Source organism: Streptomyces sp. SID14478 (genome assembly GCF_010548525.1).
In the GTDB taxonomy this organism is placed as follows: Bacteria; Actinomycetota; Actinomycetes; order Streptomycetales; family Streptomycetaceae; genus Streptomyces.
In genome coordinates this window covers 14777-37251 of record NZ_JAAGMG010000383.1, presented here as the reverse complement: position 1 = coordinate 37251, position 22475 = coordinate 14777, and the positions used below count along the sequence as shown (strand labels likewise).

29 protein-coding genes are annotated in these 22475 nt (G+C 70.4%); 21 read left to right on the top strand and 8 right to left on the bottom strand.

What is annotated here, in order from left to right:
- From G3I40_RS12355 to G3I40_RS12265, 19 genes are all read left to right on the top strand, one after another.
- The coding region (locus tag G3I40_RS12355) for a hypothetical protein (RefSeq protein ID WP_343244907.1) at positions 1–778 on the top strand (778 nt) is incomplete at its 5' end.
- A gap of 92 nt (positions 779–870) precedes the next feature.
- Complete coding sequence (locus G3I40_RS12350) at positions 871–1230, top strand: hypothetical protein (RefSeq protein WP_164302195.1); 360 nt, start codon at positions 871–873, stop codon at positions 1228–1230.
- A 347-nt stretch (positions 1231–1577) separates the two neighbouring features.
- Entirely contained in the window at positions 1578–2513 is a 936-nt protein-coding gene (locus tag G3I40_RS12345) for a DUF3560 domain-containing protein (protein ID WP_164302194.1), read from the top strand.
- Positions 2510–2689, top strand: coding sequence for a hypothetical protein (locus G3I40_RS12340; protein WP_164302193.1), 180 nt, complete (start codon positions 2510–2512; stop codon positions 2687–2689). Before G3I40_RS12345 ends, G3I40_RS12340 begins: the two co-directional genes overlap by 4 nt.
- Positions 2690–2832: 143 nt before the next feature.
- Positions 2833–4335, top strand: a complete 1503-nt coding sequence (locus tag G3I40_RS12335) for a ParB N-terminal domain-containing protein (RefSeq protein ID WP_164302192.1) — start codon at positions 2833–2835, stop codon at positions 4333–4335.
- A 113-nt stretch (positions 4336–4448) separates the two neighbouring features.
- The gene (locus G3I40_RS12330; RefSeq protein WP_164302191.1) at positions 4449–4886 is read left to right on the top strand and encodes a hypothetical protein; all 438 of its coding nucleotides are present in this window, start codon (positions 4449–4451) and stop codon (positions 4884–4886) included.
- A 78-nt stretch (positions 4887–4964) separates the two neighbouring features.
- Positions 4965–5444 (top strand): hypothetical protein, encoded by a 480-nt coding sequence (locus G3I40_RS12325; RefSeq protein WP_164302190.1) that lies wholly within the window; start codon positions 4965–4967, stop codon positions 5442–5444.
- Complete coding sequence (locus G3I40_RS48125) at positions 5441–5878, top strand: DUF3263 domain-containing protein (protein ID WP_343244906.1); 438 nt, start codon at positions 5441–5443, stop codon at positions 5876–5878. Before G3I40_RS12325 ends, G3I40_RS48125 begins: the two co-directional genes overlap by 4 nt.
- Complete coding sequence (locus G3I40_RS12315; RefSeq protein ID WP_164302189.1) at positions 5875–6255, top strand: hypothetical protein; 381 nt, start codon at positions 5875–5877, stop codon at positions 6253–6255. The genes G3I40_RS48125 and G3I40_RS12315 overlap by 4 nt, the downstream gene beginning before the upstream one ends.
- A gap of 295 nt (positions 6256–6550) precedes the next feature.
- Complete coding sequence (locus G3I40_RS12310; RefSeq protein WP_164302188.1) at positions 6551–6949, top strand: single-stranded DNA-binding protein; 399 nt, start codon at positions 6551–6553, stop codon at positions 6947–6949.
- A 47-nt stretch (positions 6950–6996) separates the two neighbouring features.
- Positions 6997–7569, top strand: a complete 573-nt coding sequence (locus G3I40_RS12305) for a hypothetical protein (RefSeq protein ID WP_164302187.1) — start codon at positions 6997–6999, stop codon at positions 7567–7569.
- A 72-nt stretch (positions 7570–7641) separates the two neighbouring features.
- Positions 7642–8637 (top strand): DUF3560 domain-containing protein, encoded by a 996-nt coding sequence (locus G3I40_RS12300; protein ID WP_164302186.1) that lies wholly within the window; start codon positions 7642–7644, stop codon positions 8635–8637.
- Positions 8638–8639: 2 nt separating this feature from the next.
- Positions 8640–8879 (top strand): hypothetical protein, encoded by a 240-nt coding sequence (locus G3I40_RS12295; RefSeq protein ID WP_164302185.1) that lies wholly within the window; start codon positions 8640–8642, stop codon positions 8877–8879.
- A 72-nt stretch (positions 8880–8951) separates the two neighbouring features.
- The gene (locus tag G3I40_RS12290; RefSeq protein WP_164302184.1) at positions 8952–9353 is read left to right on the top strand and encodes a hypothetical protein; all 402 of its coding nucleotides are present in this window, start codon (positions 8952–8954) and stop codon (positions 9351–9353) included.
- Positions 9350–9787: a hypothetical protein gene (locus G3I40_RS12285; RefSeq protein WP_164302183.1), complete on the top strand. Its 438-nt coding sequence runs from the start codon at positions 9350–9352 to the stop codon at positions 9785–9787. The genes G3I40_RS12290 and G3I40_RS12285 overlap by 4 nt, the downstream gene beginning before the upstream one ends.
- A 62-nt stretch (positions 9788–9849) precedes the next feature.
- The gene (locus tag G3I40_RS12280; RefSeq protein WP_164302182.1) at positions 9850–10470 is read left to right on the top strand and encodes a DUF6248 family natural product biosynthesis protein; all 621 of its coding nucleotides are present in this window, start codon (positions 9850–9852) and stop codon (positions 10468–10470) included.
- A 601-nt stretch (positions 10471–11071) separates the two neighbouring features.
- Positions 11072–11428, top strand: a complete 357-nt coding sequence (locus G3I40_RS12275) for a hypothetical protein (protein ID WP_164302181.1) — start codon at positions 11072–11074, stop codon at positions 11426–11428.
- Between the two features lie 136 nt (positions 11429–11564).
- Positions 11565–12518 carry an IS481 family transposase gene (locus tag G3I40_RS12270; protein WP_164302180.1) on the top strand — a complete coding sequence of 318 codons (954 nt, stop codon included), beginning with the start codon at positions 11565–11567 and terminating at the stop codon, positions 12516–12518.
- Positions 12519–12882: 364 nt separating this feature from the next.
- The gene (locus G3I40_RS12265) at positions 12883–13791 is read left to right on the top strand and encodes a hypothetical protein (RefSeq protein ID WP_164302179.1); all 909 of its coding nucleotides are present in this window, start codon (positions 12883–12885) and stop codon (positions 13789–13791) included.
- 286 nt (positions 13792–14077) lie between these two features.
- Here the strand turns inward: G3I40_RS12265 and G3I40_RS12260 are convergent, their stop codons facing one another.
- Positions 14078–14860, bottom strand: coding sequence for a hypothetical protein (locus tag G3I40_RS12260; RefSeq protein WP_164302178.1), 783 nt, complete (start codon positions 14858–14860; stop codon positions 14078–14080).
- Between the two features lie 640 nt (positions 14861–15500).
- Between G3I40_RS12260 and G3I40_RS12255 the strand changes: the two genes are divergently transcribed.
- Positions 15501–15797 (top strand): barstar family protein, encoded by a 297-nt coding sequence (locus tag G3I40_RS12255; protein WP_164302177.1) that lies wholly within the window; start codon positions 15501–15503, stop codon positions 15795–15797.
- A gap of 21 nt (positions 15798–15818) precedes the next feature.
- Here the strand turns inward: G3I40_RS12255 and G3I40_RS12250 are convergent.
- From G3I40_RS12250 to G3I40_RS12240, 3 genes are all read right to left on the bottom strand, one after another.
- Positions 15819–16678, bottom strand: a protein-coding gene (locus G3I40_RS12250) for an IS5 family transposase (RefSeq protein WP_164302176.1) whose coding sequence is annotated in 2 segments (ribosomal slippage) — positions 15819–16336 and positions 16336–16678 — 861 coding nt in all. Because the reading frame shifts where the segments join, the coding sequence is not laid out codon by codon here.
- Between the two features lie 37 nt (positions 16679–16715).
- A complete protein-coding gene (locus tag G3I40_RS12245) occupies positions 16716–17090 on the bottom strand; it encodes a toxin Doc (protein WP_164302175.1) in 375 nt (124 codons plus the stop codon).
- Positions 17090–17329, bottom strand: coding sequence for a hypothetical protein (locus G3I40_RS12240; protein WP_164302174.1), 240 nt, complete (start codon positions 17327–17329; stop codon positions 17090–17092). Before G3I40_RS12240 ends, G3I40_RS12245 begins: the two co-directional genes overlap by 1 nt.
- A gap of 933 nt (positions 17330–18262) precedes the next feature.
- Between G3I40_RS12240 and G3I40_RS12235 the strand changes: the two genes are divergently transcribed.
- On the top strand, positions 18263–19438 hold the full coding sequence (locus G3I40_RS12235; protein ID WP_164302173.1) for a UDP-N-acetylglucosamine--N-acetylmuramyl-(pentapeptide) pyrophosphoryl-undecaprenol N-acetylglucosamine transferase: 1176 nt from the start codon (positions 18263–18265) through the stop codon (positions 19436–19438).
- Positions 19439–19449: 11 nt separating this feature from the next.
- Here G3I40_RS12235 and G3I40_RS12230 read toward each other — a convergent pair whose 3' ends face one another.
- Genes G3I40_RS12230 through G3I40_RS12215 form a run of 4 tightly spaced genes read right to left on the bottom strand, consistent with a single transcriptional unit; the run spans position 19450 to position 22405 of the window.
- Complete coding sequence (locus G3I40_RS12230; protein ID WP_164302172.1) at positions 19450–20094, bottom strand: formyltransferase family protein; 645 nt, start codon at positions 20092–20094, stop codon at positions 19450–19452.
- The gene (locus G3I40_RS12225; RefSeq protein WP_343244905.1) at positions 20091–21218 is read right to left on the bottom strand and encodes a DegT/DnrJ/EryC1/StrS family aminotransferase; all 1128 of its coding nucleotides are present in this window, start codon (positions 21216–21218) and stop codon (positions 20091–20093) included. Before G3I40_RS12225 ends, G3I40_RS12230 begins: the two co-directional genes overlap by 4 nt.
- Positions 21211–22185, bottom strand: a complete 975-nt coding sequence (gene rfbB / locus G3I40_RS12220) for a dTDP-glucose 4,6-dehydratase (RefSeq protein ID WP_164302171.1) — start codon at positions 22183–22185, stop codon at positions 21211–21213. The genes G3I40_RS12225 and rfbB overlap by 8 nt, the downstream gene beginning before the upstream one ends.
- A 31-nt stretch (positions 22186–22216) precedes the next feature.
- Positions 22217–22405, bottom strand: a complete 189-nt coding sequence (locus tag G3I40_RS12215; protein ID WP_164302170.1) for a hypothetical protein — start codon at positions 22403–22405, stop codon at positions 22217–22219.
- Positions 22406–22475: the final 70 nt, after the last annotated feature.

Sequence of the window (22475 nt, the reverse complement as noted above, 5' to 3'; positions counted from 1 at the left end):
CCGGGCCCCGCCGCGTAGCGGCGGCGCGACGCGCCCGCGGAGCGGGCCGCGCGCCCACCAACTCTTTCCCCTCAAGACCGGAGCACCGATGAGCACCGTTCGCCGCATCACGCCGCAGTGGATCGTTAAGGGGGTCGTCGACGACAGCGACACGTGCGAATGCTGCGGGCGTACGAACCTGAAGCGCACCGTCGCGCTGATGCCTCTGGACGCGGAAGGCAACGAAGAGGGCGACGTGTCGTACTACGGCACCTCATGTGCCGCCGTCGCTCTGGGCTGGTCGCAGACCCGCGTGGCAAACGCGGCGGGCGCCGCCACCATCAAGCAGGAGTCACGCGACGAGTGGGCGCGCAGCATCATCAGCCGGTACGCCCCGTGGGAGTTCGCCACACCACGGGAGATGCAAGCCGCCTGGTTCAGCTACAACCCGCACGACTCCGGTCCGGCCAGCGAGCGGGTCCGGGTACTGCTCGCCGACGCGCGCGCCCAGCTCGCGGACACCACGCTGGGCCCGCAACGGCCCCATACGTGGGGCGACTTCCGCCCCTTCCTCGTGATCTCCACCCCGGACGGCCGGGTCCTGAACTGCGTTCCGGTACCGGCCGACGAAACCGGACGCGAGGAGATGCACCGTGCGGCCCGCAACCGATACGGGGGCCGGGGCAACCGTCCCGTGACCCTGTACGCCCTGAGCGCCGAGTCCGCCAAGGACGTGTTCTACGCCGCGCGTCAGCTGGACCTCTACCGCCAGCAGCGCCCCCGCGCCGTCGCCCTGTGAGCACCGCCCGCACGAAGGAGCAGCGAACGGACCGCGCTGCGCCCGCTCGACCGCGTTCAGGCCACACCGCCCACTAGCCCCAGGAGCCAGCCATGGCCGAGCACGAACAGCCCACCGCCGCCGACTTGCTGCGCGCCGAACTCCGCACCGCCGGAATCGAGACGACCACCGAGAGCCATGACAGCGCCGACTGCGAATGGATCATTGTCGACCTCGGCGCACGAGGACAGATCTGGATCTCCGGCGTGCCCTCGCGGACAACGACAGACGTAAGCACGGAGAACCAGATCCACTACGCCCCCGACCAGCACGCGGGGTGGAAGGCCGATCACTTCGTCGACCCGTACGAGTCCGACGAGACGACCGCGGTGCACCGCAGCCACAGCCACGACCTGGACGCCGATAACCGGGCGCTGGTGTCCGCCCTGGTGCGGTACATCAAGCCCGTCTGAAAGACACCGCGCCAACCCTGAGCACAAGGCCGGTACACGATCGAGGAGCCAGCGGCCACCACCTCGACGACGAGATCAGCAGCGGAAGCCGGCCTGCTGTGCTCCATGGCCTGGATCTGCAGCCGCCCGGCTACTGGACTCCGTCGACGACGTCGAACTGACCACCGCCCCCTCACGCCGTGAGGCGCAGCTGGACCAGCAGCGAGGCGCCGCAGACCCGCGCCCCTCCCCCACGCCGGGACGGCCCGGCAGATCCCTCAGCGGCCCAAGACGCCCTCACCATCCCTGGCCATCTCACCTTCACCCCTCTCCAGTTCGGCCGTTGGGCCGGGAAGGACGCAGACCCCATGTCCACCATCTTCATCTCCCACAGTCACACCGAGGGCACCATCGCCGAGGGCACCGAGAAGGGAGACGGTGCCGCAGAAGTCCTGAAGCGGTACGGCTTCCGCTGGGCCCCGTCGCTCGGCTGCTTCATCATCCGGGGCAGCCGTGACCGAGCCGCCCGCCGTGTCGCCATCAACACCGCCGCTGAGCAGCTGCGCGCCGCCGGTCACACGGTGAGCGTCGCGATCGACGACACCGTGCGCGACACCGCCACCGTGCGGGCCGCCCAGCACGAACGCCTGGAGGACCGGCGCGACGCCCTGGCCGCCAAGGGCCACAAGCTTGAAGCCACGGCCGAGGCCCTGCACCGGGCGAGTGGCGCCATGGTGGAACACCTGCCGCTCGGGCAGCCGGTCGCCCCGGGCCGCAAGGGCCGGGCCCACCGCAAGACCCTGGATCGCAGTGTCGACACCGCGATCCGCGGCGCGCTCACCGCCCAGGAGGCAGCACGGCTGCCCGCCCGGGTCGAGGGCTCACGCAGCCAGGAGGCTTACCGGGAGCGGCCCGACGTCACCGCCCGCCGCGTCCAACGGCTGGAGGCCGACCTGCGTGCGCTGGACCGCAAGCTCGCCGGCCTTCAGTCGGGCGACCACCGCGATCAGTGCGAGGCGGAACGCGCCGTGCTGAGCGAGCGCATCGCCTACGACCGCGACCAGCTCGAACAGGCCCGCGCGGACGGCCGCTTCGGCCGCTACACCCGTGAGAACGTCCATAAGGACGACCCGGTGAGGATCCGTGGCGAGTGGCGCCAGGTGGTGCGCGCCAGCGCCAAGTCCGTGTCCGTGGCCACCGGCTACTCCTGGACCGACCGCTACGGCTACGAGGAGATCACCGACCTGCGCTGCACTCACGCCGACCGGGCCGCAGCGCCGCGCGCCGAAGGGACGCAGTCGTGAAGAAGTCCCGACTGGCCGAACCGGCTGCGCGCCACGCACCGGCCGAGGACCGGCGCTGTGTGGACTGCGGCACGCCGGGACGTGAAGTCGTGGCCGAACTGCCGCGCCTGAGTGGCCCCGCACGCGCGGTGTACGCGTGCACCGTGCACGCCGCCCGGCGCGGCGCCCGCGCCTGAACGGCGCTGCTCAGACCGGGGTGGGGCGCGCCGGGAAAATCCGGTTGCCCCACCCCACGATGCACGTATTATGAAACATGCTGGGGCGGTTGGTTGCCGCCTCGCACACCGCTCAACGTTCGTCACACCACCGGGAGTTCACCATGTCCACCGCGACGACCCATCCCACGGCCGGGCAGATCGATCACCAAGCCCCACAGCAGCCGGAGTACCTTGACGCCTCGCTGATCGTGCGCGACGAGCAGAACGCCCGCGAGAGCGACACCGCCCCCGACGAGCAGCTGATCACCTCCGTCAAGGCAGTCGGCGTCCAGGACGCCATCAGCGTGCGTCCACTGCCCGACGGCACGTATGCGGCCTTCAAGGGCTGGCGCCGGGCCCAGGCGGCCCAGCTCGCCAACGCCACCGCCGCCCACGACGCACGGCCCCTGCGCCGGGTACCCGCCTACGTCCGCGCCGACCTGGTCGGCAGGGACCCTTGGACCCGGTTTTTGAGCCTGATCGAGAACGACCACCGTAAGGACATGGACCCTCGCGACCGGCTCAAGTCCGCCGAACTCGCCCTGCTCGGCATGGACGACGTCGAGCGGGCCACCGCCACCACGGCTCTGGGCCTGGGGCGAGGCGCGGCCAAGAGGGTCAAGCAGGCGCAGAAGCTCACCGACGCCGAGCTGCGCCGCGCCAGCGCGGGTGGCATGGATCTGGAGCAGACCGCGCAGCTTGCCGAGGTCGCCCAGATCCCACAGGCCGAACGGCGGCTGCTGGCCGCCCTCGGCCGGGACACCGCTGAAGGTCTGGGCGGGCGGGGGCACTGGGACCAGGAATTGGCCCTGCTCACCGCCGAGTCAGCCGAGCAGGACAAGCGCGCCACAGCCGAAATGGCCCTGAAGGAGGCCGGGATCGTGCTGCTGCGTCCGGGATCCTCGTACCAGTACCGCGAGGACAAGGACGCGCCGCGCCCGCTCTCCGAGCTGTGCACCACGCTCGGCAACACGGTCACAGAGCAGATGCACCGGACGTGCCCGGGGCACAGTGCCCGCCTCGATCATGACAGCGAGCCGGTGTGGCACTGCGCCCAGCCGGTCAAGCACGGTCACAAGGTGCGCCCAGAGGCGAAGAAGCCCAAGCAGCCTCTGTCGGATGCGGACCGGGCCCAGCGGGCGAACACCGTGGCCCGCAACCGCGCGTGGAAGGCGGCGCGCGGGCCGAGGCAGGCGTTCGCCACCACGCTCGCGCGCAGCGGCAAGCCGCTGCCGGAGTCGGCGCGCACCTTCGCACAGCGCGCCCTGGTGGCCATGCCGTACTTCTACGCCCAGTTCACCGAGAAGTGCTCGGCAATGGACATCGCGCCGTACCTCGGCCTCAAGGCCGCCACCCACTCTGAAGCGCTGGAGCTGATCGCGGCTCTGCCCAAAAACCGCACCCTGCATGTGATGTTCGCGCAGGTCGCCGCCGCCTACGAGTACTCACTGCGCGAGCCCAAGGCGTGGCAGGCCCTGCCCGCCGCCAAGGCCGCATGGCTGCTGCTCCTCGAAGAACTCGGCCGGGCGGCGGGCGGCTCGTACGCGCTGTCCGAAGTGGAAGCAGACTCCGTCGCCGCACACCGACCCGCCGACCCCAAGCCGCCCAACGCTTCCAAGAAGTAGGCCCGCCCAGCGGGTGGGCCGTCCGCCGGGCGACGGACGGCCCACCCGCCCCGAACCGCCCTGTGGTGTGCGGCCCGCTGGCCGCACACCACAGGGACGAGGGGAGTTCCGCCATGCCGTCCTTCATGTTCGTCTACGGGTGGGGCCCCGACGACGACGTCGCCGGCCTCACCGTCTTCGTGACCGCCTCCGATCCCGAGAGCGCCGATCTCGCCGCCCGCGAAGACGCCGACGCCCACGCACGCCTGATGGGCGCCGAGGGCGCGGAAGAGTGGGGCGCCTACGCCCTGCCTCCGGGCCAGCTCCCCCGCACGCTGGGCGCGTTGCACACCGTCCACGAGATCACCGCCGATCCGTTCCCCGTCGGGACCCGTCTGAAAGACGCCCGCGGCAACCTCTGCCGGGTCACCGCCCAGCGCGCCGAGGGGCTGTTTCTGACCGTCACGGGCGTCGCTGATCCGAGCATCGGCTACACGCTCGACGTGCCCTATCTACGCCAGCTCCTGAACGGCCCCACCCCCTGGGCCACGGCCCCGGCCGAGGACATCTGACCGGCGCCGGGCGGGGCCACCCTAGGCGGCCCCGCCCGGTCCGACTCCCACTCCTGCACGCCTCATTGCGAGGCCCTAGTGAAGATCACCCAGTACGTTCCGCTGACCGGTGTCACCGTCCGGCAGCTGGTCCCCACCGATCACTTCAGCGTCCCCCTGCCCGCGAGCGCGAGTGGCGCCGCCCGCTCCTCCTGGCTGCATGTCACCGCCGTCGGGCCCTGCCGCGTTCTGCCCGGGTACGCCACCGTGTCGACCAGCGAGGGCGAGATCACCCTGCCCTATACCGAGCCCATCACCCTGCTCAGCATGACCCGCACACTGCCGCTGGTCTGCGCGCACTGCCGCGCCCTGGTCTGGGTGCATCTCAATCTCGCGCACTACGGCGCACCGGTCGAAGCCGTCTGCCAGCAGTGCGAAGACCTGCACGCCCCCAACGGCCCCGGCGGGGCCGAGCCGGACGGTGCTCGCGCGCCCCAGCTCCCGCCGCCCACCGCGCACGAGGAGACGGGCAACAGCCTGCGCATTCCGCGCCCGCGCACCACCGGGGAGACGTTGTGACGCTGCGCCCGGACCGCACACAGCCTGAGGGCTCCGCCATCGCGGACCTGCACGCCAGCATCCGCGACATCGCCGAGCGCTGCGGTGAACTGCCCGGCGCTGACGTCGTCCCGGTGGTGGAGAGGTGGCTGGAGCGCTTCGACTTCACCGAGACCGACCCGCCGAACACCGGTACACCACCCCTGCCGACCGCGCTCACCACGCTCGGCCTGCGCCATCTCCTGGCCGTCGCCACGCGCGGCTACCCCACCCGGGCGGCGCGTGATCGGGCCATCCGCGAAGAGCTTGACCTCACCCCTACCCGCTGCTTCCTACTGCTCAACGCGGCCATCGACCATGCCGACACGCTGCGCATTGCACCGGTCACTGTCAACCGCCTGCGCCGCATCCGGGAGACGCAGCGCACCGCCCGCGAGGAAGGCCCCGCATCATGACCCGCCAGTCCACCGTTCTCGTCATCACCGGCCCCCGCGAAAGCCCCGACCGTCTCGACCTGCCCGCGCTGGGTGCCCCGCTGGTGTACGCCACCGCCGACACCGTCAGCGCACAGGAGTGGTACGACGCCTTGATGGTCCTGGTCGACGACCGGCACATTGCCTCACTGCTGGACAAGCACCTGCCGCCACGAGGCCGGGGCCACGTCGTCGCCGTCTACACCGACCGCGACGACCCCTGCGTCTTCCGCCGCGCCGCGGCCATCGGTGCCACCGAGGCCGCCCACGCCGGCGACGACCTGCTCAAGCTGCACGCGCTCACCCTCGTATGGACACAGCAGATGCAGTGGGAGCACGTTTTCGGAGCCGACGCATGACTCACCCTTCCCCCGCCCTCCCGGCCGAAGCCGAAGCGGCCGCACCGCACGTGGCCGCACTCGGCGCCGAGGGGCCCTGCACGCCCGGCCCTGGCCGACGAGCGCGCTCCTGGGCGCCGTGCACACGGCGGAGTTCCCCACCGGCGGCGTCAGCCCGAGCATTCCGGCACGGCCGCAGGATCCGGAAAACCCCGTGACAACAACCCAATATTGCGTATTATGGACCATGCGCAGGGGTGGTCGGTAACCACCCCTGCACCACCAACCCACCTGCCCGGAAAAGAGAGGCAGCGCCATGACCGGCCCATCCACCGCCGTCTTCACCGGACGCGTCCACGGCACCGTGCAGCTGCGCCACACCGACAACGGCACCCCCGCCGCCCGCTTCTGGCTTCTGCACCACCCCCGCGTCTACGACCGGCGCACCAGCCAGTGGACCGACGGCGAAACCGTCGCGGTGATCTGCACCGTCCACGGCGCCGCCGCCCAGCACGCCGCAGAGACCCTCACCGACGACGTCCACGTGATCGCCTCCGGCCAACTGCGCAGCGCCCCCAGCCCGCACACCCCCGGACAGCAACAGCTCTACGTCGACAACGCCCGCGTCGGCGTCGACCTCACCCACCACGTCGCCTACATCGACGCCACCCTCCCCGCCGTCCTGGCCGGACAGGCGCCGGCCCACACCGGCTGAGCCGGACGCACTCCGCCGCCACCTCTCAACTGCCCGGGAGACTCCCCATGGTTGACCTGCACGCACTTGCCGCACAGACCGCACGCCTGCTGCCCGACGGGCCGTGGGAGGCTGCCGCCGACCGCGACCGAGGCAGCTGCCTCACCCACCGCGACGGGCGCCGTATCCGCATCGAGGCCGCCCGCCGACCCGGCTACGTCGACGCCAGCCCCGTCTACCCCGAGACCGATTTTGCGCTGACCGACGCCGAAGAGCCCTCCACCGCGTTCCGGGCCGACCGCAGCGCACCGGCACTGGCGCGGGCGATCGTCGCCAAGCTGCTTCCGGTCTACAACGAGACGTACCCGAAGGTGCTCGCCCGCAACGCACAGCGCGCCCAGCAGATCGCGGACGGCCTCGCGCAGGCCGAACACCTCCTCGACCTGGTCCCGCACGCCGCCATCGTCCGCGACGACCCGTCGTTCATCGTCGAGCACGACGGCCCCTTCCCTGTCCGCGCACAGGTCCATCTCCTCAGCGACGGCATCGCCACCGTGACGCTGCGCTATATCGACGCGGCCACCACCGAAGCCGTCATGCAGGCCTACGCCGCCCACGTCCCGCACCACTCGGCCACCTGAGCGCCGCGGGCGCGGCACTCCGCCGCGCCCGCCGCTGCCCCCGCGCTCCTTTCCCCGAACGGAGGCCCGACCGTGGCCGAGCTGCAACTGACCCACACCCGCGCCGAAGGCACCCTCCTGACCGGCACCGCTCCCCGCGACGGCGCCGCGCCCCTGCTGCACACCCTGGGCTTCAAGCTCAGCCGCCGCCGCGCCTTTTGGTACGTGCCGCGCAGCCGTGACTCCGACGCCGACGAGCGCCTCATCACCCACGCCGCCGAAGCGCTGCGCGCCGGCGGGCACACCGTGACCGTCACCCTTGACAACGACCAGGGGCGCAGCTTCGCCGACGCCGAAGCCGACCGCACCCAGGCCGCCGCCCACCGCGCTGACCGGTTCGCCCGCTACAGCGACAGCGCCGCCTCCTCCAGCCACGCGCACCTGTCGACGGCTAGCCGGATGCTGAAGTCGATTCCGCCCGGGCAGCCGATCCTGTACGACCACTACAGCGCGAACCGCGAGATCCGGTTCCGCGAACGGATGCGCCGCCACTTCGAGGCCGGCCACGCCGACGCCCAGCAGGCCCGCGAATGGGCGAGGCGCGCCCAACTGGCCGACCACTACACCGCCCACCGCACCCACCCCGGCACCACCCTGCGCCGCATCCAGCGCCTCGAATCCCACCTTCACTCCCTGGAGAACCAACAGCACACCGCCGTACGGCAGGCCGTAGCCGGTGAGCACACCGCCGAGCAGCTGGTCGACCTTCTGGCCGAGCTCAACCGGCGCCACCACGACGTCACCGACGAGCTCGGCTACTGGACGCACGTCGTCGCGGCAGCCGAAACCGCCGGCACCAAGGTCTGGCGCCCTGCAGACTTCGCAGTCGGTGACTTCGCCCGGGTGTGCGGCCGCTGGGTAGAAGTGGTGCGCGTGAACGCCAAGTCCCTCGCGGTCGCCTCCAGTTTCGAGCGCCGCGCCATCGTCACCGCCCAACAGGGCGCCCGCACCGGACGCGTTCCCTTCAACAACGTCACCGGCCGCGCCACCGCCGACCAGATCACCCACCTGACCGGACAGGAGAGCTGACCATGCCGTCCTTCACTACCGAGAGCGTCATCCGCACCGAACACCGCTGGATCGTCCCCGTCGGCCCACTCGGAGCCGCCGGCGATGACGTCGAAGATGCCCTGACCGCCGCCCGGCTCGCCTGGCGCGAGCTGACCGGCACCCGCCGCGACGCCCCCGTCCCCGGCGACGTCGTCCGTGTCCACGTCCGTGACGACGCCGTCGTCCTCTCCTTCGAGGCCCAGGACCAACGCCCCGTCTGACGATCCGCCACCACGATCCGTTCACCGGCATCGCGGGGCGGCACCTGCGGCCCCGCGGCAAGAGGAGCCCCCGTGCACACCAACGTCGAGTTCGTCACCGTCGGCAGCCTCTGCTTCACCGCCACCGCCGACCGGCCCCCACTGCCGGTCGACGAGGCCGCGGTCCGCATCAGCCGCGCCCGCGACGTCAGTGAGGGCGACCTGATCCTTGCCGTGGCCAACCCACAACACCCTGCCGACTACTTCAACACCCCGTACACCGCCCGCCCTGAGCTGTTCGACCCTGCCTGCGGGTGCGGCGCGTGCGAGCTCGTCGATCCCGCCGACGGCGAGAGCGTCGTGCTGTCCAACGGTGATCCGTGGGACAGCTGCGACCCCTGGCCCGCCTACCAACTCGCCCTGATCGTCCCCGCAGCCCTCCTGCCGGCCGCCCACCGCCCAGACCCTGAGCCGAACGCCGGCGGTCCCCGGTGAACGCCACCGGCCGGGAGGTCTTCCAATTCCTCGCCTACCGGTGGGACGTCACCGCCGCGCTCGACATCGCCGCGACCCTGCCCGTACGCCGCACCGCCACCGCGCCCCTGGCGGCCGCGCTGCCGCTGATCCGTATCGACCCCGGCCACGCCGCCACTGCCGATCTGCGCCGGCCCCTGTTGCTCGTCACCGTCGCCGAACTCGACCACACCCAGTTCCTCGTCGACGGCTGGCACCGGCTGTTCCGAGCCGTACGCGAAGGACACGAGCACCTGCCGTGCCACGTCCTCAACGCCCACCAGGAGCTGCAGGTCAGGCTCTGTGGCGGCAGCAAGGCCGCGGCCCTCCGTACGCCGCAGAAGGACGGCGCTCCCGCCCGCCCAGAGCGCCGGCGGCGCGCCAGGCCCCCGGATCACGGCGACGACGACCGGTGATCGGCCACGTGCCACACCAAGGTCAACACCTCCCGCGCACCCCCACCTTCGGAGGGGCACCCATGACCGACACCACGTCCACGGCCCGTTCCTCAGACGGGCAAAGTCACCCTGCTGTGCTACGCCGTCCCCAGCGCACCCTGAGCCCCGCCGAGCGCGCCATCGTCCGGCGCACCCCTCTGCTCAATCTGCAGGGCGCCTTGATCATGGGCATCGTGGACCCCGTACCCAACGCCTCACCGATGAGCGAGGAGGAAGGCTCCTGGGTGCGTAGCCACGTCTGGCCAGATCACTATCAGGACCTGGAACGCAAGTACCCGTGGGGCTTCCGTCGTTGGGCGACCTGCGAGCGGGGAACCTGCTGGAATTGCTTGTCCGGCCGGTGCGATCTGTGTGTGCACCGGCAGGAGGGCAGCCCGTACAGGGACGACAACACCGACTGGCTGCACAACCAGCACGGCCGCTGCATCGCGCCCTTCATACCCAGGCCCCTCGGCGAGCCCTGCCTCTGGTGGTGCCGATGCCCCTGCGCCAAGAACGGCCCCCTGCCCGCCAAGCCAGAGCCGCACTCAGCCGAGCCGACGGACAGCACCGACCACGCGGCCCACAGGGCCTCGCCGCAGGAAGATCACCACGGCACAAGTCACTCGCACACCGACTGGATGCAGAACACCCTGTTTTGACACGACAGCCGCACACCGGCCGCCAGCAACAGGGAGAACACCACCACGAGCACCAGGAGAAGACGATGAGCCCATGGTGGACCTGCAGGGAATGCACGACCTCGAACACCGGCCGCGCTACCTGTCAGGCCCCATTTCAAACGGCAAAGGCCGGTGCCGGTGTCAGTGGTCCGTGCCACAGTCGTACGCCTAGAAAGGGGAGGACATGAAGAGTGTTCTAGCAACAGCTGCCGCCGCGCAGGTCCTAGCTCTGGTGTTCAGCCTGGTTATGTACGAGTTCGCCGACACGTCGTCGTGGTGGAACGTCTATATCCTGGCCGGACCGATACTCCTTGTGGCGGCCTTCCTGCCAAGGCCGAAGAGGCCAAGCAGCAGGACATAACCCAGCCACACCGAGCTCGCCGCCACCGCCCTCACCGACGCACAGTCGGCGCGCACCGCCCAGAAGGAAGAGGCCGGGCGCGGCAACCAAGACCTGGCCGCTCACCTCGGCGCGGCGACCGACGGCCACCTCGACGACTTCCTCGTCCTGCGCCACTTCGACAGCGCCTGACCCGCCACCCCGCCTCCTGCGCGTTCCGATTCCAAGGAGCCCGAGCCCGTGTTCGAGACCGACCCCGCCGCCCTGCTGCTCACCCTGGCAGCCGAGGCCCAACACACCGACGACATAGTCGAGTTGACGCACCTGTTGCGCCGCGGCCACACCGCCTGGTGCGCCGGCATCACCCAGGTCCGCACTGAGGTGATCCATCAGTGCCAGTTCCTCGACGACGACGCGCTACGGGTGCGCTGCGCGGCCGCGGACGCGGCGTGGGAGCCCGGCACGGCGCGCGTCGAGGCGGTCGGGAATCTGGCGTTCGCACTGTGGGACGAGACTCCGGCCGCGATCGCCTACACCGAACTTGAGGCGCGCGCCTCGCACTTCGGCGTCAGCCTGGTCGACGAGAGCATCGAGTGATTCACAACGCTTCTACGACGCCGCGGTCCCTAGGTGTTTTGATCACGAGCGTTGTTGACACTCGGTAGGTCTTGAACATGACGAAGGCCTCCGGTGTGGTGGGAGCTGTCTAGGAACTCACCACACGGAGGCCTTCATGTCTCACCGTAATGCCCGGCTGACCGTCTTCGGTAGGCGCCTGCTGGTCGAGCGGGTCCGCTCGGGCCGTCCGGTCGCCCATGTCGCAGCGGAGATGGGCATATCGCGGGCCACCGCGCACAAGTGGATGCGGCGGTGGCGGACCGAAGGCGAGGCCGGCCTGCACGACCGCTCCAGCCGGCCGCGCACGACACCCCACCGCACCCCGGCCGACATCGAAGCCAAGGTCTGCGACCTGCGGAAAACCCGCAAGCTGGGACCGGCGAGGATCGGCCCCATCCTGGGCCTGCCGGCCTCGACGGTCCACCGGATCCTGACCCGCCAGCGGCTTCACCGGCTGGCCTGGCTCGACCGCCCGACCGGCACCGTGATCCGCCGCTACGAACGCGAGCGACCCGGCGAACTCCTCCACGTCGACGTGAAGAAACTCGGGCGGATCCCCGACGGCGGCGGCCACAAGATGCACGGCCGCGAAGCCGGCCGGCCGATCCGCGGGATGGGCTTCGACTACGTCCACTCCGCCGTGGACGACCACTCGCGCCTGGCCTACAGCGAGATCCACCCGGACGAGAAAGTCGCGACCTGCGCGGGCTTCCTCATCCGCGCGGCCGCGTTCTTCCGCAGTCACGGCATCACCCGCATCGAACGCGTGCTGACCGACAACGCCTGGGCCTACCGCAAAGGCCTGGCCTGGAAGGCCGCCCTGGCCGACCTCGGCGCATCCGGCAAACTCACCCGCCCCTACCGGCCACAGACCAACGGCAAGGTCGAACGCTTCAACCGCACCCTCGCTGACGAATGGGCCTACCTGCGGCCCTACACCACCAACGACGAGCGGACAGCAGCCCTGGCAGACTTCCTGCACACCTACAACCACCACCGCTGCCACACCGCACTCGACGGCCACCCACCCATCACCCGCGTCAACAACCCTCCGGGGCAATACACCTAGGCCGTACCGGTTGACGTTAGCCCACGCCGCATGCGCGATGGACTGCCAGCTGCCAAGCAGTCTCTCCGGCAGGCAGCCGATGCCCAGCTCGAGGCCCCCGTAGACCCGAACGGCCATAGCGGCCCTGGCCGCGATGCCGACCGGATGTAGCGAGCGCGGCGCCGGATCCAGACCGGATCCTAGTCCCCGGGGCCGGCTGCCCAGGTGACCGCGTGGCGCCGCCCCGGGGACGACCGGGCAGCGCCATACTCGAGCAGACGGCCTGCGGGCTGGACACCACACCCATCCTTTGTCATTATCGAACATGTCGCGCTCGGTCAGGGCGCGTCCCGCTCGGGACTGGCTGAAGGGGTTGTGGGTTGTGATGTCTAAGGCCGTACGGCTCGTGGACACCGCACAGATCGTGGATGAGTTCACCACGAGCAAGCCCCGCGTCAGCGCCTGGTCCAACGACCCCGACAGCGGCTTCCCGCCGGTGCACCACACCGAAGGCCGCAAAAAGTTCTGGGAGTACGACAAGGTCGCCGCGTTCTTCGCCTCCCGCACCAATGCGGCGCGTACCCTGCCGGCGTCCGTGCTCGAGGCCGACCAGGACAAGCTGCTCACCAAGCGCGAAGCCAGCCAGCTGCTCGGCTACAAGACAACCACGGTCATCGACGGCTACCGCCGCAACCGTCCCGGATACTTCCCCGAGCCCGACGAGGATGTCGACAAGCCGCTGTGGCGCCGCGGCACCATCGTCGCCTGGGCCAAGAGCCGCCCCGGCAAGGGCCGTCGCACCAGCCACCCGGCAAAGCCCGCCACGCCGCTGCCCGACGTCGACGTCGACGGGGATCCCGACGAGTTGCTGGGCACCGCGCACGCCGCCGCCCTGCTCGGCTACTCCAGCCGGGCCAGCTTCTCCAGCGCCCTCTACCAGGGCCTCATCCCCCAACTGCCCGACCCCGACGTCCCCTTCACACCCGGACGCGGCGCGAAGAAGCTGTGGAAGCGCTCCACGCTGGTCGCCGCGGCCCGCAAGCGCGGCACGCTGCCCCGCCCGGACGAGCAGGACCTGGTCGGCGCCGCGCAGGCCGCGCAGATCCTCGGCTACACCGACTCCACCAGCTTCACCAGCGCCCTCTACCACGGACACCTGCCTGATCTCACCGAGCCCGACGCCTTCGAGATGCGTCAGGGGAGCGACGGACCTCCCCAGCAGCGCCGCTGGAGCCGCGCCCGCGTCGAAGAGCTCGCTCGCCGGCGCACCCAGGCCCCCGACACCGAGGGCTAACCTGAAAGCTGTGGCAGACGGGAGATGGGGTACGACGAACACCCCGGCGGCCCGACTGCCACAACGACGGCCGGCCGCGAGGGACTAACCACCCCTCCCCCGCAGAGCCCCGCTCTGCGGGACCGGCCGTCGCCCCGTTTCTCGTCCGCCCCTTGCACCCGGTCGTGAAGGGCTCCCCGACGTGATCGTGGAACTGCTGACGCCCGGTCCGAGGTTCGCCGCGGCCGCTCACTGGTGAAGGGCCAGGGCTCGTGCCGCTCGACGCACTGGCCTGTCGGCCCCGACGTCAGCAACCGTGCCGGTCGAGTGCGGTGCGGGTGGCGGCGTCCAGCGGGCGCAGCGGTTCGGTGCCGTGCTGCCGCGCCGGACCGAGCCGCAAGGTGACGCCCCCGTCGATGGGGCGGACGGTGAGCTCGCCGTCCTGGGCCACAGTCTGGATCTTGCCCATGCGGTACGGGCTGGTGGCCAGGCAGCCGTCGCCGTACTGACGCTCGTACCGTTCCATCGGCCCGCCCACGTAGAAGTACTCGACAATCGGGACCTGGGCCTTGAACACGGCGATCGCGGAAACGATGGCGATGATGCCGGGGACGGCCGCGGCCGGGCCGTGGTGGTGCTCCAGCAGTGCGAGGGCGGCGTCGCCGTAGGCGAGGGCGCGGTCGCCGACCGCGGCCCGGTCAGTCTGCATCTGGCGGACCTCGGCCTGCCGCCCGGGCTGGATCCGGTATCCGGCGGCCGGATGGAACGTCCTGTTGATCCAGTGCTGTTGAGGCAGACCGAACAGGGGCGGTGCCGGTTGGCTCTCGCCCAGCACGCCGCTGGGCGCCGGGACGTAGAATTCGTATACGTCCTCCCGGTGCCGGTGGGCATGCCGACTGGCCTGAAGGTTCCGCAACTGCGCCACCACCTCGGCTTCGAGAGCGCAGTGAGCGTCGTCGTGCCGGCGCAGCGGGTCGGCGTCCGGGATCGCGCGCCATACCCCGCCCTGACGGCGCAGGGTGTGCTCCTGCCACCCGTCACGCCACCAGCGCGGCCAGATCCGGGCGCGGGGCAGCCGTGCCGGCGGCACACTCCCGCGAACGTGTACGCGCAGGGGGGGCGGTTGCGCCGCGAACGACATCAGCCCGGCAGGCGTAGAGCACGGCAATCGCCGTACTGCGCCGCTGGAAGTCCGTGTCACCGCGCGCCTGTTCGTCGGCGTCGTGCTCGGCAAGGCGCGCCTCGGCAGCGCGGGCTGCCTCTACCTGAGCATGCAGCTCACCCAGCGCGCGCCCACCTGTCACTCAACTGGCGTTTCCCCCTCGTGTTCCTCATGCCTCGAGGTGGCACTGTACCCAGACGCATCAACCCGCATCTGTGCTCCACCCGATCGGGTGGGACGCGGCCGACCTGACCGGTGACATCGTGCGGGACGCCGGGCACCGCCGAGGCGCTGCGTGACCTTCCGGCTGCGGTTCCCGCTCCACCAGTACGACATCTACAAGCAGCTCAACGAAAACGCGCGCCGGAGATATCGCCGTGTGCCTCGTCGATGCTCTGCAGGACCCGCTATCGGCCAGCGAGCCCTATGGCGAAGACGACGGCATCATGCGCACAGTGGCCCGCGGCCACGCCACGGTCGTCCACTGCAAGCAATCCCTGACATCCTCCTAGGGCCTGTCTCTTTGACCGGTGGGTGCCTCGTGGTGGGGGCTGGCTAGTCTGCTGGGATGACGGATAGCGAGCTGGTCGTTGACCTGCGCGGTCGGCCGATCGAGACGCTCAACGATTTCTGGGACGCGGTGAGCGAGCCGTGCGGGTTGCCGGAGTGGTTCGGCCGGAACCTGGACGCATGGTCGGACACGATCGAGACCCGGGGTATCTCTGAGGTGATCGACAGCCATGACGTTCTGATCGTGCACGTCGACCGGCGGGGGCTCTTCGGCGGGACCCTGCGGGAGGCCGAACTCCTGGCCGGCATCTTTGACGGGGAGCAGAACCGGCTCGTCGTGCATGGGCCGGCCTGACGAATCCATAGGGTGCCCTGCTCAACGCCGGGTCCAGATGAGGATGGCAGCAAGGTGCAGTGCGGCTTGGTAGGCGATGGCGAGCTTGTCCGTCCGCATGGCGAGGCCGCGCCACTGCTTGAGTCGGGCGATGCACCGCTCGACGGTATTGCGCACCTTGTATGTCTCGATGTCGAAGCCGGGCGGCCCGCCTCCGGCGCGGCCTCGCCCCAGGCGGTGGCCGATCTGGTCGGCGGGCTGCGGGATGACCGCACGGATGCCGCGTCGGCGGAGGTGCCCGCGGATTGTGCGCGAGGAGTAGGCGCGATCCGCAAGGACGACCGCAGGGCGGGTTCTTGGCCTGCCGAGTCCGCTCCGCGGGATCCGGAGTCCGGCCACGACCGCCTCGAAGGCCGGAGCATCGCCGGCCTGGCCCGCGGTGATGTGGATGGACAGAGGTCGTGCCCGACTGTCACTGGCCAAGTGGACCTTCGTGCTCAGGCCACCACGGGAGCGTCCGAGTGCGTGGTCCTCGGGCTCGGACGGATCGGAAGCCCCTTTTTCCTGGCTCCGGCCGAATGCTGGTGAGCCCGGCAGACGATGGAGTCGACCGAGACTGTCCACCCCACATCGTCATCGGCATCCGCCACTGCAAGGACCGCAGCGAGGACCCGTTCCCATGTGCCGTCCACGGCCCACCTGATCAGGCGTTTGTGGGCGGTCTGAAATGGCCCGAGCTCTCTTGACAGGTCGCGCCAGGGTGAGCAGGTGCGGTACTTCCACGCGATGGCTTCCAAGGTGCGGCGGTGGTTGGCCCACCGTCGTCCACGGACCGGATCGGCTGGCATCAGCGGCTTGATCTGGTCCCACATCGCATCAGTGATCACTAACCGGACGGGCACATCCGATCAACTGACCAACCCATCAAAGAGACACGCTCTAGACCCGCCAGACTCGCAACTGCTCGGCAACCGCGTAGACACTCACCCGCTCGTCGCGCACCTTACGGACCAAGTTGGGCAGGGCCCCGTACGGCGGGTCGACGCCCTCACCGGAGTCGTGCAGGTACTGGGTGGCGATGGCGGCCGCGAACAGCGAGTTGCGAAACGGCAGCGGCTCCAGCCGGGCGATCGTGTGCAGCAGGGCGGCCGCCCGCCAGGCGGCGTCCGGGTCGGAGGTTTCCAGCGTCGGCATGCGCGTCTTGTGACGGGCCACGGCCGCGACCAGAGCGGAGTAGTCCGCGATCGCCAGGTCCTCGGATGTGGCCCGCTCCTGGACGTCCAGGAGCCAGGGCACGTCGATGTAGAGGACCATCAGGCGGCATTCGCTCCCGTCCTGCGGCCGGCGGCCGGAACCTCGTCGGGGAATGCCTCATCGAACTCGCCGCGCAGCGACTCGTAGCGTTCGGCCGCGCCGGCGACGAATCGCTTGCGTGCCATCTCGCGCACGCCGAGGTCGTGCAGGTACTGCTTGAGGCTCTTGCCCTCCGCGGTGGCGGCCGCGCGGACGTCTTCGAGTTCCTCGTCGGTGAACGACACATTCAATGACGGCATACCCATATGGTACCTACTAGGTACCAACCGAGGGGGCAGTGCGCGCAGACGGGCAATTGCCTGCCGCGCCGTCGAACGCAGAGGTTAGTTTTTTTGCCTGGGGCTGGGGTGAGCTCGGGTGCTGAGGCGCACCTCGCAGGGTGCTTCGCGCCCGCGGGCCCACGAGGATGCGGGCAGGGGCGAACCGTCACGCCGGGTGATGACGACTTCGAGTTCGTGGCTCATGGCGTCGGCCCCCGCGAGGTGGTGGATGCCCCCCCGCATCGTTTCCCAGCCAGGTCCACGACGTGCACCGGGCAGCGGACGTCGTCGCTGAACAGGCAGCCGTCAGCGGTGCCAGAGAGCGTTCGTGCGGGGACAGCCCGTAGCCGATGATGAGCGCGGGGCGGGCGACGACGGCGTTCGGGTCCACTCCGAGCACCCCGGTCGCCGTAGCCGGCCTTGGCCGCGCCGTACGGCGCGATCGAGTCGGGTAAGGCGGACTCGTCGTAATGGACTGTGGCGCCGGAGACACTGCGTCCGAGGACATCTGGACCATGCGGGCTCCGCGCCTCTCAGCGAGCATCGCGAGGTGGATAGGCCCGTTGCTGTGATCGCCCAGTCGGGCCCGCCACTCGAGCCGTTGATGACGATGTCCGGGTCCACCTCGGCCATGACCGCGTCCAGGCGCCCTACGTCCCGCAAGGTCCAGGGGGGTACCACCCGGCCTCGAGCCCTACTATCTGCGGCGCGCGGCAGACGGGACTCGCGAGACGGCGTTGTGCACCGCCCGCGATAGCGGTCCACCGGGCGTAGCGGTGATGGGTGCCTCGCCCCATGCACGAGCGGACTGCGTGAGTTGTGGAAGGCTACTCACAGCAGACCACGCTGTTCGGGCGGAAGTTCAGCCCACGATCGTGCGATCCCTTTCCCCTCAGCCCGATTGGAAGTCACGTGACCAACGGCACCAGTGCACCGTTCCGCCTCGTTGTCACCGGTGGCGGCACAGGGGGGCATACCTACCCGGCGCTCACTGCAGTCCGCACCCTGCGCGGACGACTCGCCGGGCAGGGGCGCGGGCTGGACGCCCTGTGGATCGGCACCGCTGAGGGACTGGAGGCTCGCGTCGCCCCAGCCGAAGGCATTGCATTTACCACGGTCGCCACGGGCAAGATCCGCCGCTCGGCGAACCCACTGAAGATGCTCGGACCTGCAAACGTCAAGGACATGGCCCGCGTCCCGCTCGGCGTCGCCCAAGCCCGCGCAAAGATCGCCGAGTTCGCACCGGACGTGGTCCTGGCCACGGGCGGGTACGTCGCCGTACCCGCCGGCCTCGCCGCCCGCCTGTGCCGGCGCCCGCTCGTGCTGCACGAGCAGACCGTGCGGCTGGGACTGGCGAACCGGAAACTGGCGGGCTCAGCGACCCGCATCGCCGTCTCGTCCGAGTCGTCGCTCCCGCTGCTGCCGGAGACGGTGCGCGGGGCCGCAGTGGTCACCGGTAATCCGGTACGCCCGGAAGTCCTCACGGGAGTTGCCGACAAGGCCGTCGCCGCCCTGGGGCTGAACGGCTTCGACCGCCGCCTGCCCACCCTCTATGTGACCGGCGGCGCCCAGGGCGCGCAGCAGATCAACACGGTGGTCGCCGACGCCTTGCCGTGGCTCCTGGAGCGGGCGAACGTGGTCCATCAGTGCGGTCCGGCCCATGTCGACGTACTGCGCGGCGCAGCGGCCTCCCTGCCGGCTGAACGTGCCGGGCGGTACTACCTGACCGGATTCGTCGGGCCGGAGTTGCCGGATCTCCTGGCGCTGGCGGATGTCGTGGTCTCCCGCAGCGGCGCGGGAACGCTCGCCGAGCTCACCGCCCTGGGCAAGCCCGCGGTGTTCATTCCGCTGGCCACGTCCGCGGGCAACGAACAGGCTCACAACGCGCGGCAGTTGGAGCAGGCGCGCGCCGCGGTTGCCTTGGAAGGAGAGGTCACTGCACAGCGGCTGCAGGACGCCCTGGGGCCGTTGCTGACCGATCCGGCACGGCGGGCGGACATGGCGCAGGCCGCCCGCAGGCACGGGCGGCCTGACGCGGCGGAACGGCTTGTCGACCTCCTGTTGGAGGCCGCGCGTTCGGCCTCATAGAGCTCAGCGGGTCACCGCCTGTGGGTGGAGTCGGCCCGGGTCCAGTCGCTGCGCTCGCCGAGACGGTCGTTGTCCCGGCTGTGGTGGGTGACTGCCTGGGTCTCGTCCTGGCGTCGGGGCGTGATCTGGTCCAGGCGCGGCAGGGTGTCGGCCAGGAGCAGCCGGGCGTGACGCATCGTGCGCTCCCACACATCGCGGACCTCGTCGATGGCCGGCCAGATGGAGAAGGTGACTTCGCCGAGGATCGGGCCGGTGTCGACGCCCGGGTCGATCACGTGGAGGGTGGCGCCGTGCAGGTGCTCGCCGTTGCGCAGCGCCCAGTTGACCGGTCGCGTCCCGCGGTACTGGGGCAGCCGGCCAGGGTGGCAGTTGACGATCAGCGTGGTGGTGTCGATCAGGCTGGCTCCGATGATCCGGTCGTATAGGACGCTGACGACGAGGTCACACCGCCCAGGTTCCAGGTCGCGCCAGTTACCGGAGGCGATGAGCCGGGTGTCGGGATGGTGCGTGGCCGTGTGCTCGGACAGGCGCAGATCCCAGTCGGGTTCGGGCGCGTTGGGCACGACGGTGTCCAGGACGGTTCCGGGCAGCAGGGCGAGGAGGTCGCAGGCGTAGGCCGCGAGCGCGCCCTTGCCCAGGACGGCGGCGCGCCTCACCGCAGTGCTCCGCGCACAGCTTCGGCGACGGTTTCGACGTCGTGCCCGGTCATCTTCGGGTGGAACGGCAGGGTGAGGATGCGCTTGCCGATCCGTTCGGTGACAGGCAGCGGCCGGCGCCAACGGGCGAAGGCGGGCTGGAGGTGGTTGGGCGGGTAGTGGGTGCCCACCCCGATACCGTTGTCGCGCAGCGCGGTGAACACGTGCTCGCGGTAGGGGACTTGGACGGCGAACAGGGACGGGACGGACGCGCCGACCTGGACGTCGACCACCTCGATGCCGGGCACGCCGTCGAGGGCCTGCGCGTAGTGACACCACAGGGTGCGGCGCGCGGTTGCCATCTGGGGGAAGTGCGGTAGTTGGGCCAGGCCGATCGCGGCGTTCAGCTGGGAGAGGTGGGCGCGCAGGCCAGGGCCGGAGACGGTGTAGGAAACGCTGCGGGCACGTTCGTCCGGGGACTCGGTCATCCCCAACAGCCGCATCCGGCGCACCTGTTCTGCTTCCTGTGCGCTGCGGGGCACGATCGCTCCCCCTTGCCCGCAGGTGAGGTTCTTGATGGGGCCGAAGCTGAAGCACGTCAGCTGTCCCGTCGCCCCCACATAGCGGCCGTGGGTGCGGGAGCCGAAGGCGTGTGCCGCGTCCTCGACCAGGACGATGCTCCGCGCGCCGAGTTCGTCGCGGAGCGGTGTGAGATCGACGGCCCGGCCGCCGTAGAGCACCGGCACCACCGCCCGGGTGGCGGGCGTGAGCGCGTCGGAGATCTCCTCGGGCCCCGCGCACAGGCTGCCGGCGTTCACCTCGGCGAACCGCGGTGTCGCTCCGGTCGCGCAGATCGCCTGCACGCTCGCACAGAACGTCATGGACGGCACGATCACCTCATCGCCCGGACCGATGCCGGCAACGGCCAGGGCGAGGTGGAGGGCCACGGTGCCCGAGGCGACGGCGACGACATCGTCGACGCCGAGGAAGTCGGCGACGGCCCGCTCGAAGCGCTCGGTCACCTCGCCGTGGCCGTACTGGCCACTGGCCAGGACAGCCTGTACGGCCTCCTCCTCGCCGCCGTATAGGAAGGGGCGGGCGTTCTGCGCGAACGAGGCACCGTTCATGGGGTTGAGGTCAGGCACGGGTGAACTCCTCTCGCTCAAGAATCGGGGCCCACCGGTGGGGGTTCTTGCGGTACCAGGTGACGGTCTCGGCCAGGCCGGCGTCGAACGGGATCTGCGGCCGGTAGCCGAGCTCGTCGGCCGCCTTCGAGCAGTCCATCGCGTAGCGCAGATCGTTGGCCTGCCGGTCGGGGATGTATGTGATCGCGTCCGGGCCCGCGCCGCACAACGCCAGGAGCCGCTCGGCGAGCTGCAGCCCGGTCAGGTCGGTGCCGCCGCCGAGGTTGTAGACCTCGCCTGGACGTCCCCGGCGCAGGACGGCCTCGATCCCGGCGCAGTGGTCCTCGACGTGGAGCCAGTTGCGTACGTGCCGGCCGCTGCCGTGCAGGGTGACGCTGTGCCCGGACAAGAGCCGGGCGGTGAAGAGGGGGATCACCTTCTCCGGGTACTGGCGGGGCCCGTAGTTGTTCGAGGAGCGGGTGACGCACACCGGGAGGCCGTAGGTGCGGTGGAAGCTGAGCGCGACTAAGTCGCTCGCGGCCTTCGACGCCGCGTACGGCACCGTCGGCAGCAGCGGGGACTCTTCGGTCGCGCGCCCGGCCGCCAGCGGCCCGTACACCTCGTCGGTCGAGACGTGGACGAACTTCGTGACGTCGTGCCGTGCCGCCGCGTCGGCGAGGATCTGGGTCCCCATGACGTTGGTCGACACGAAGGTGCCGGGAGCGGCATAGGAGCGGTCGACGTGCGACTCGGCAGCGAAGTGGACGACCGCGTCGTGTGCGGCCATGAGCCGGTCGATGAGGGGAGCGTGCAGGATGTTGCCGTGGACAAAGGTGAGTGCCGGTGCGGTGTCGGCGAGGTTGTGGCGATGGCCGGCGTAGGTGAGGGCGTCGAGCACGGTGACCTTCTCGACGTCGGGTGCCTTCAGCATGCGGTGCACGAAATGGGAGCCGATGAATCCGGCTCCACCGGTGACAAGGACGTGCATGGTCAACCCCGTCTCTGCGATCGGTCACTCATCAGATGTGCGATGACTTGCGGGTGAGGAGGTAGTGCGCGGCCTTCGTCTCCAGGCGTCGAAGGCACGGTGCGCAGCTGTAGAGCGGGGCGTGCTGTCCGCCCCACTGCACCGGGCCGAGCCAGACCACCGGGACGCCGGTGCGCTCGCACCACAGCCAGCACTCGCCGGTGATCCATTCGCGGTCCATGGCCGACCTTTCGTCACTGTTGTGCTGGCTCCGGCCGCCCCGTCAGGGCACGGGACGGAGGGCGGCCGGA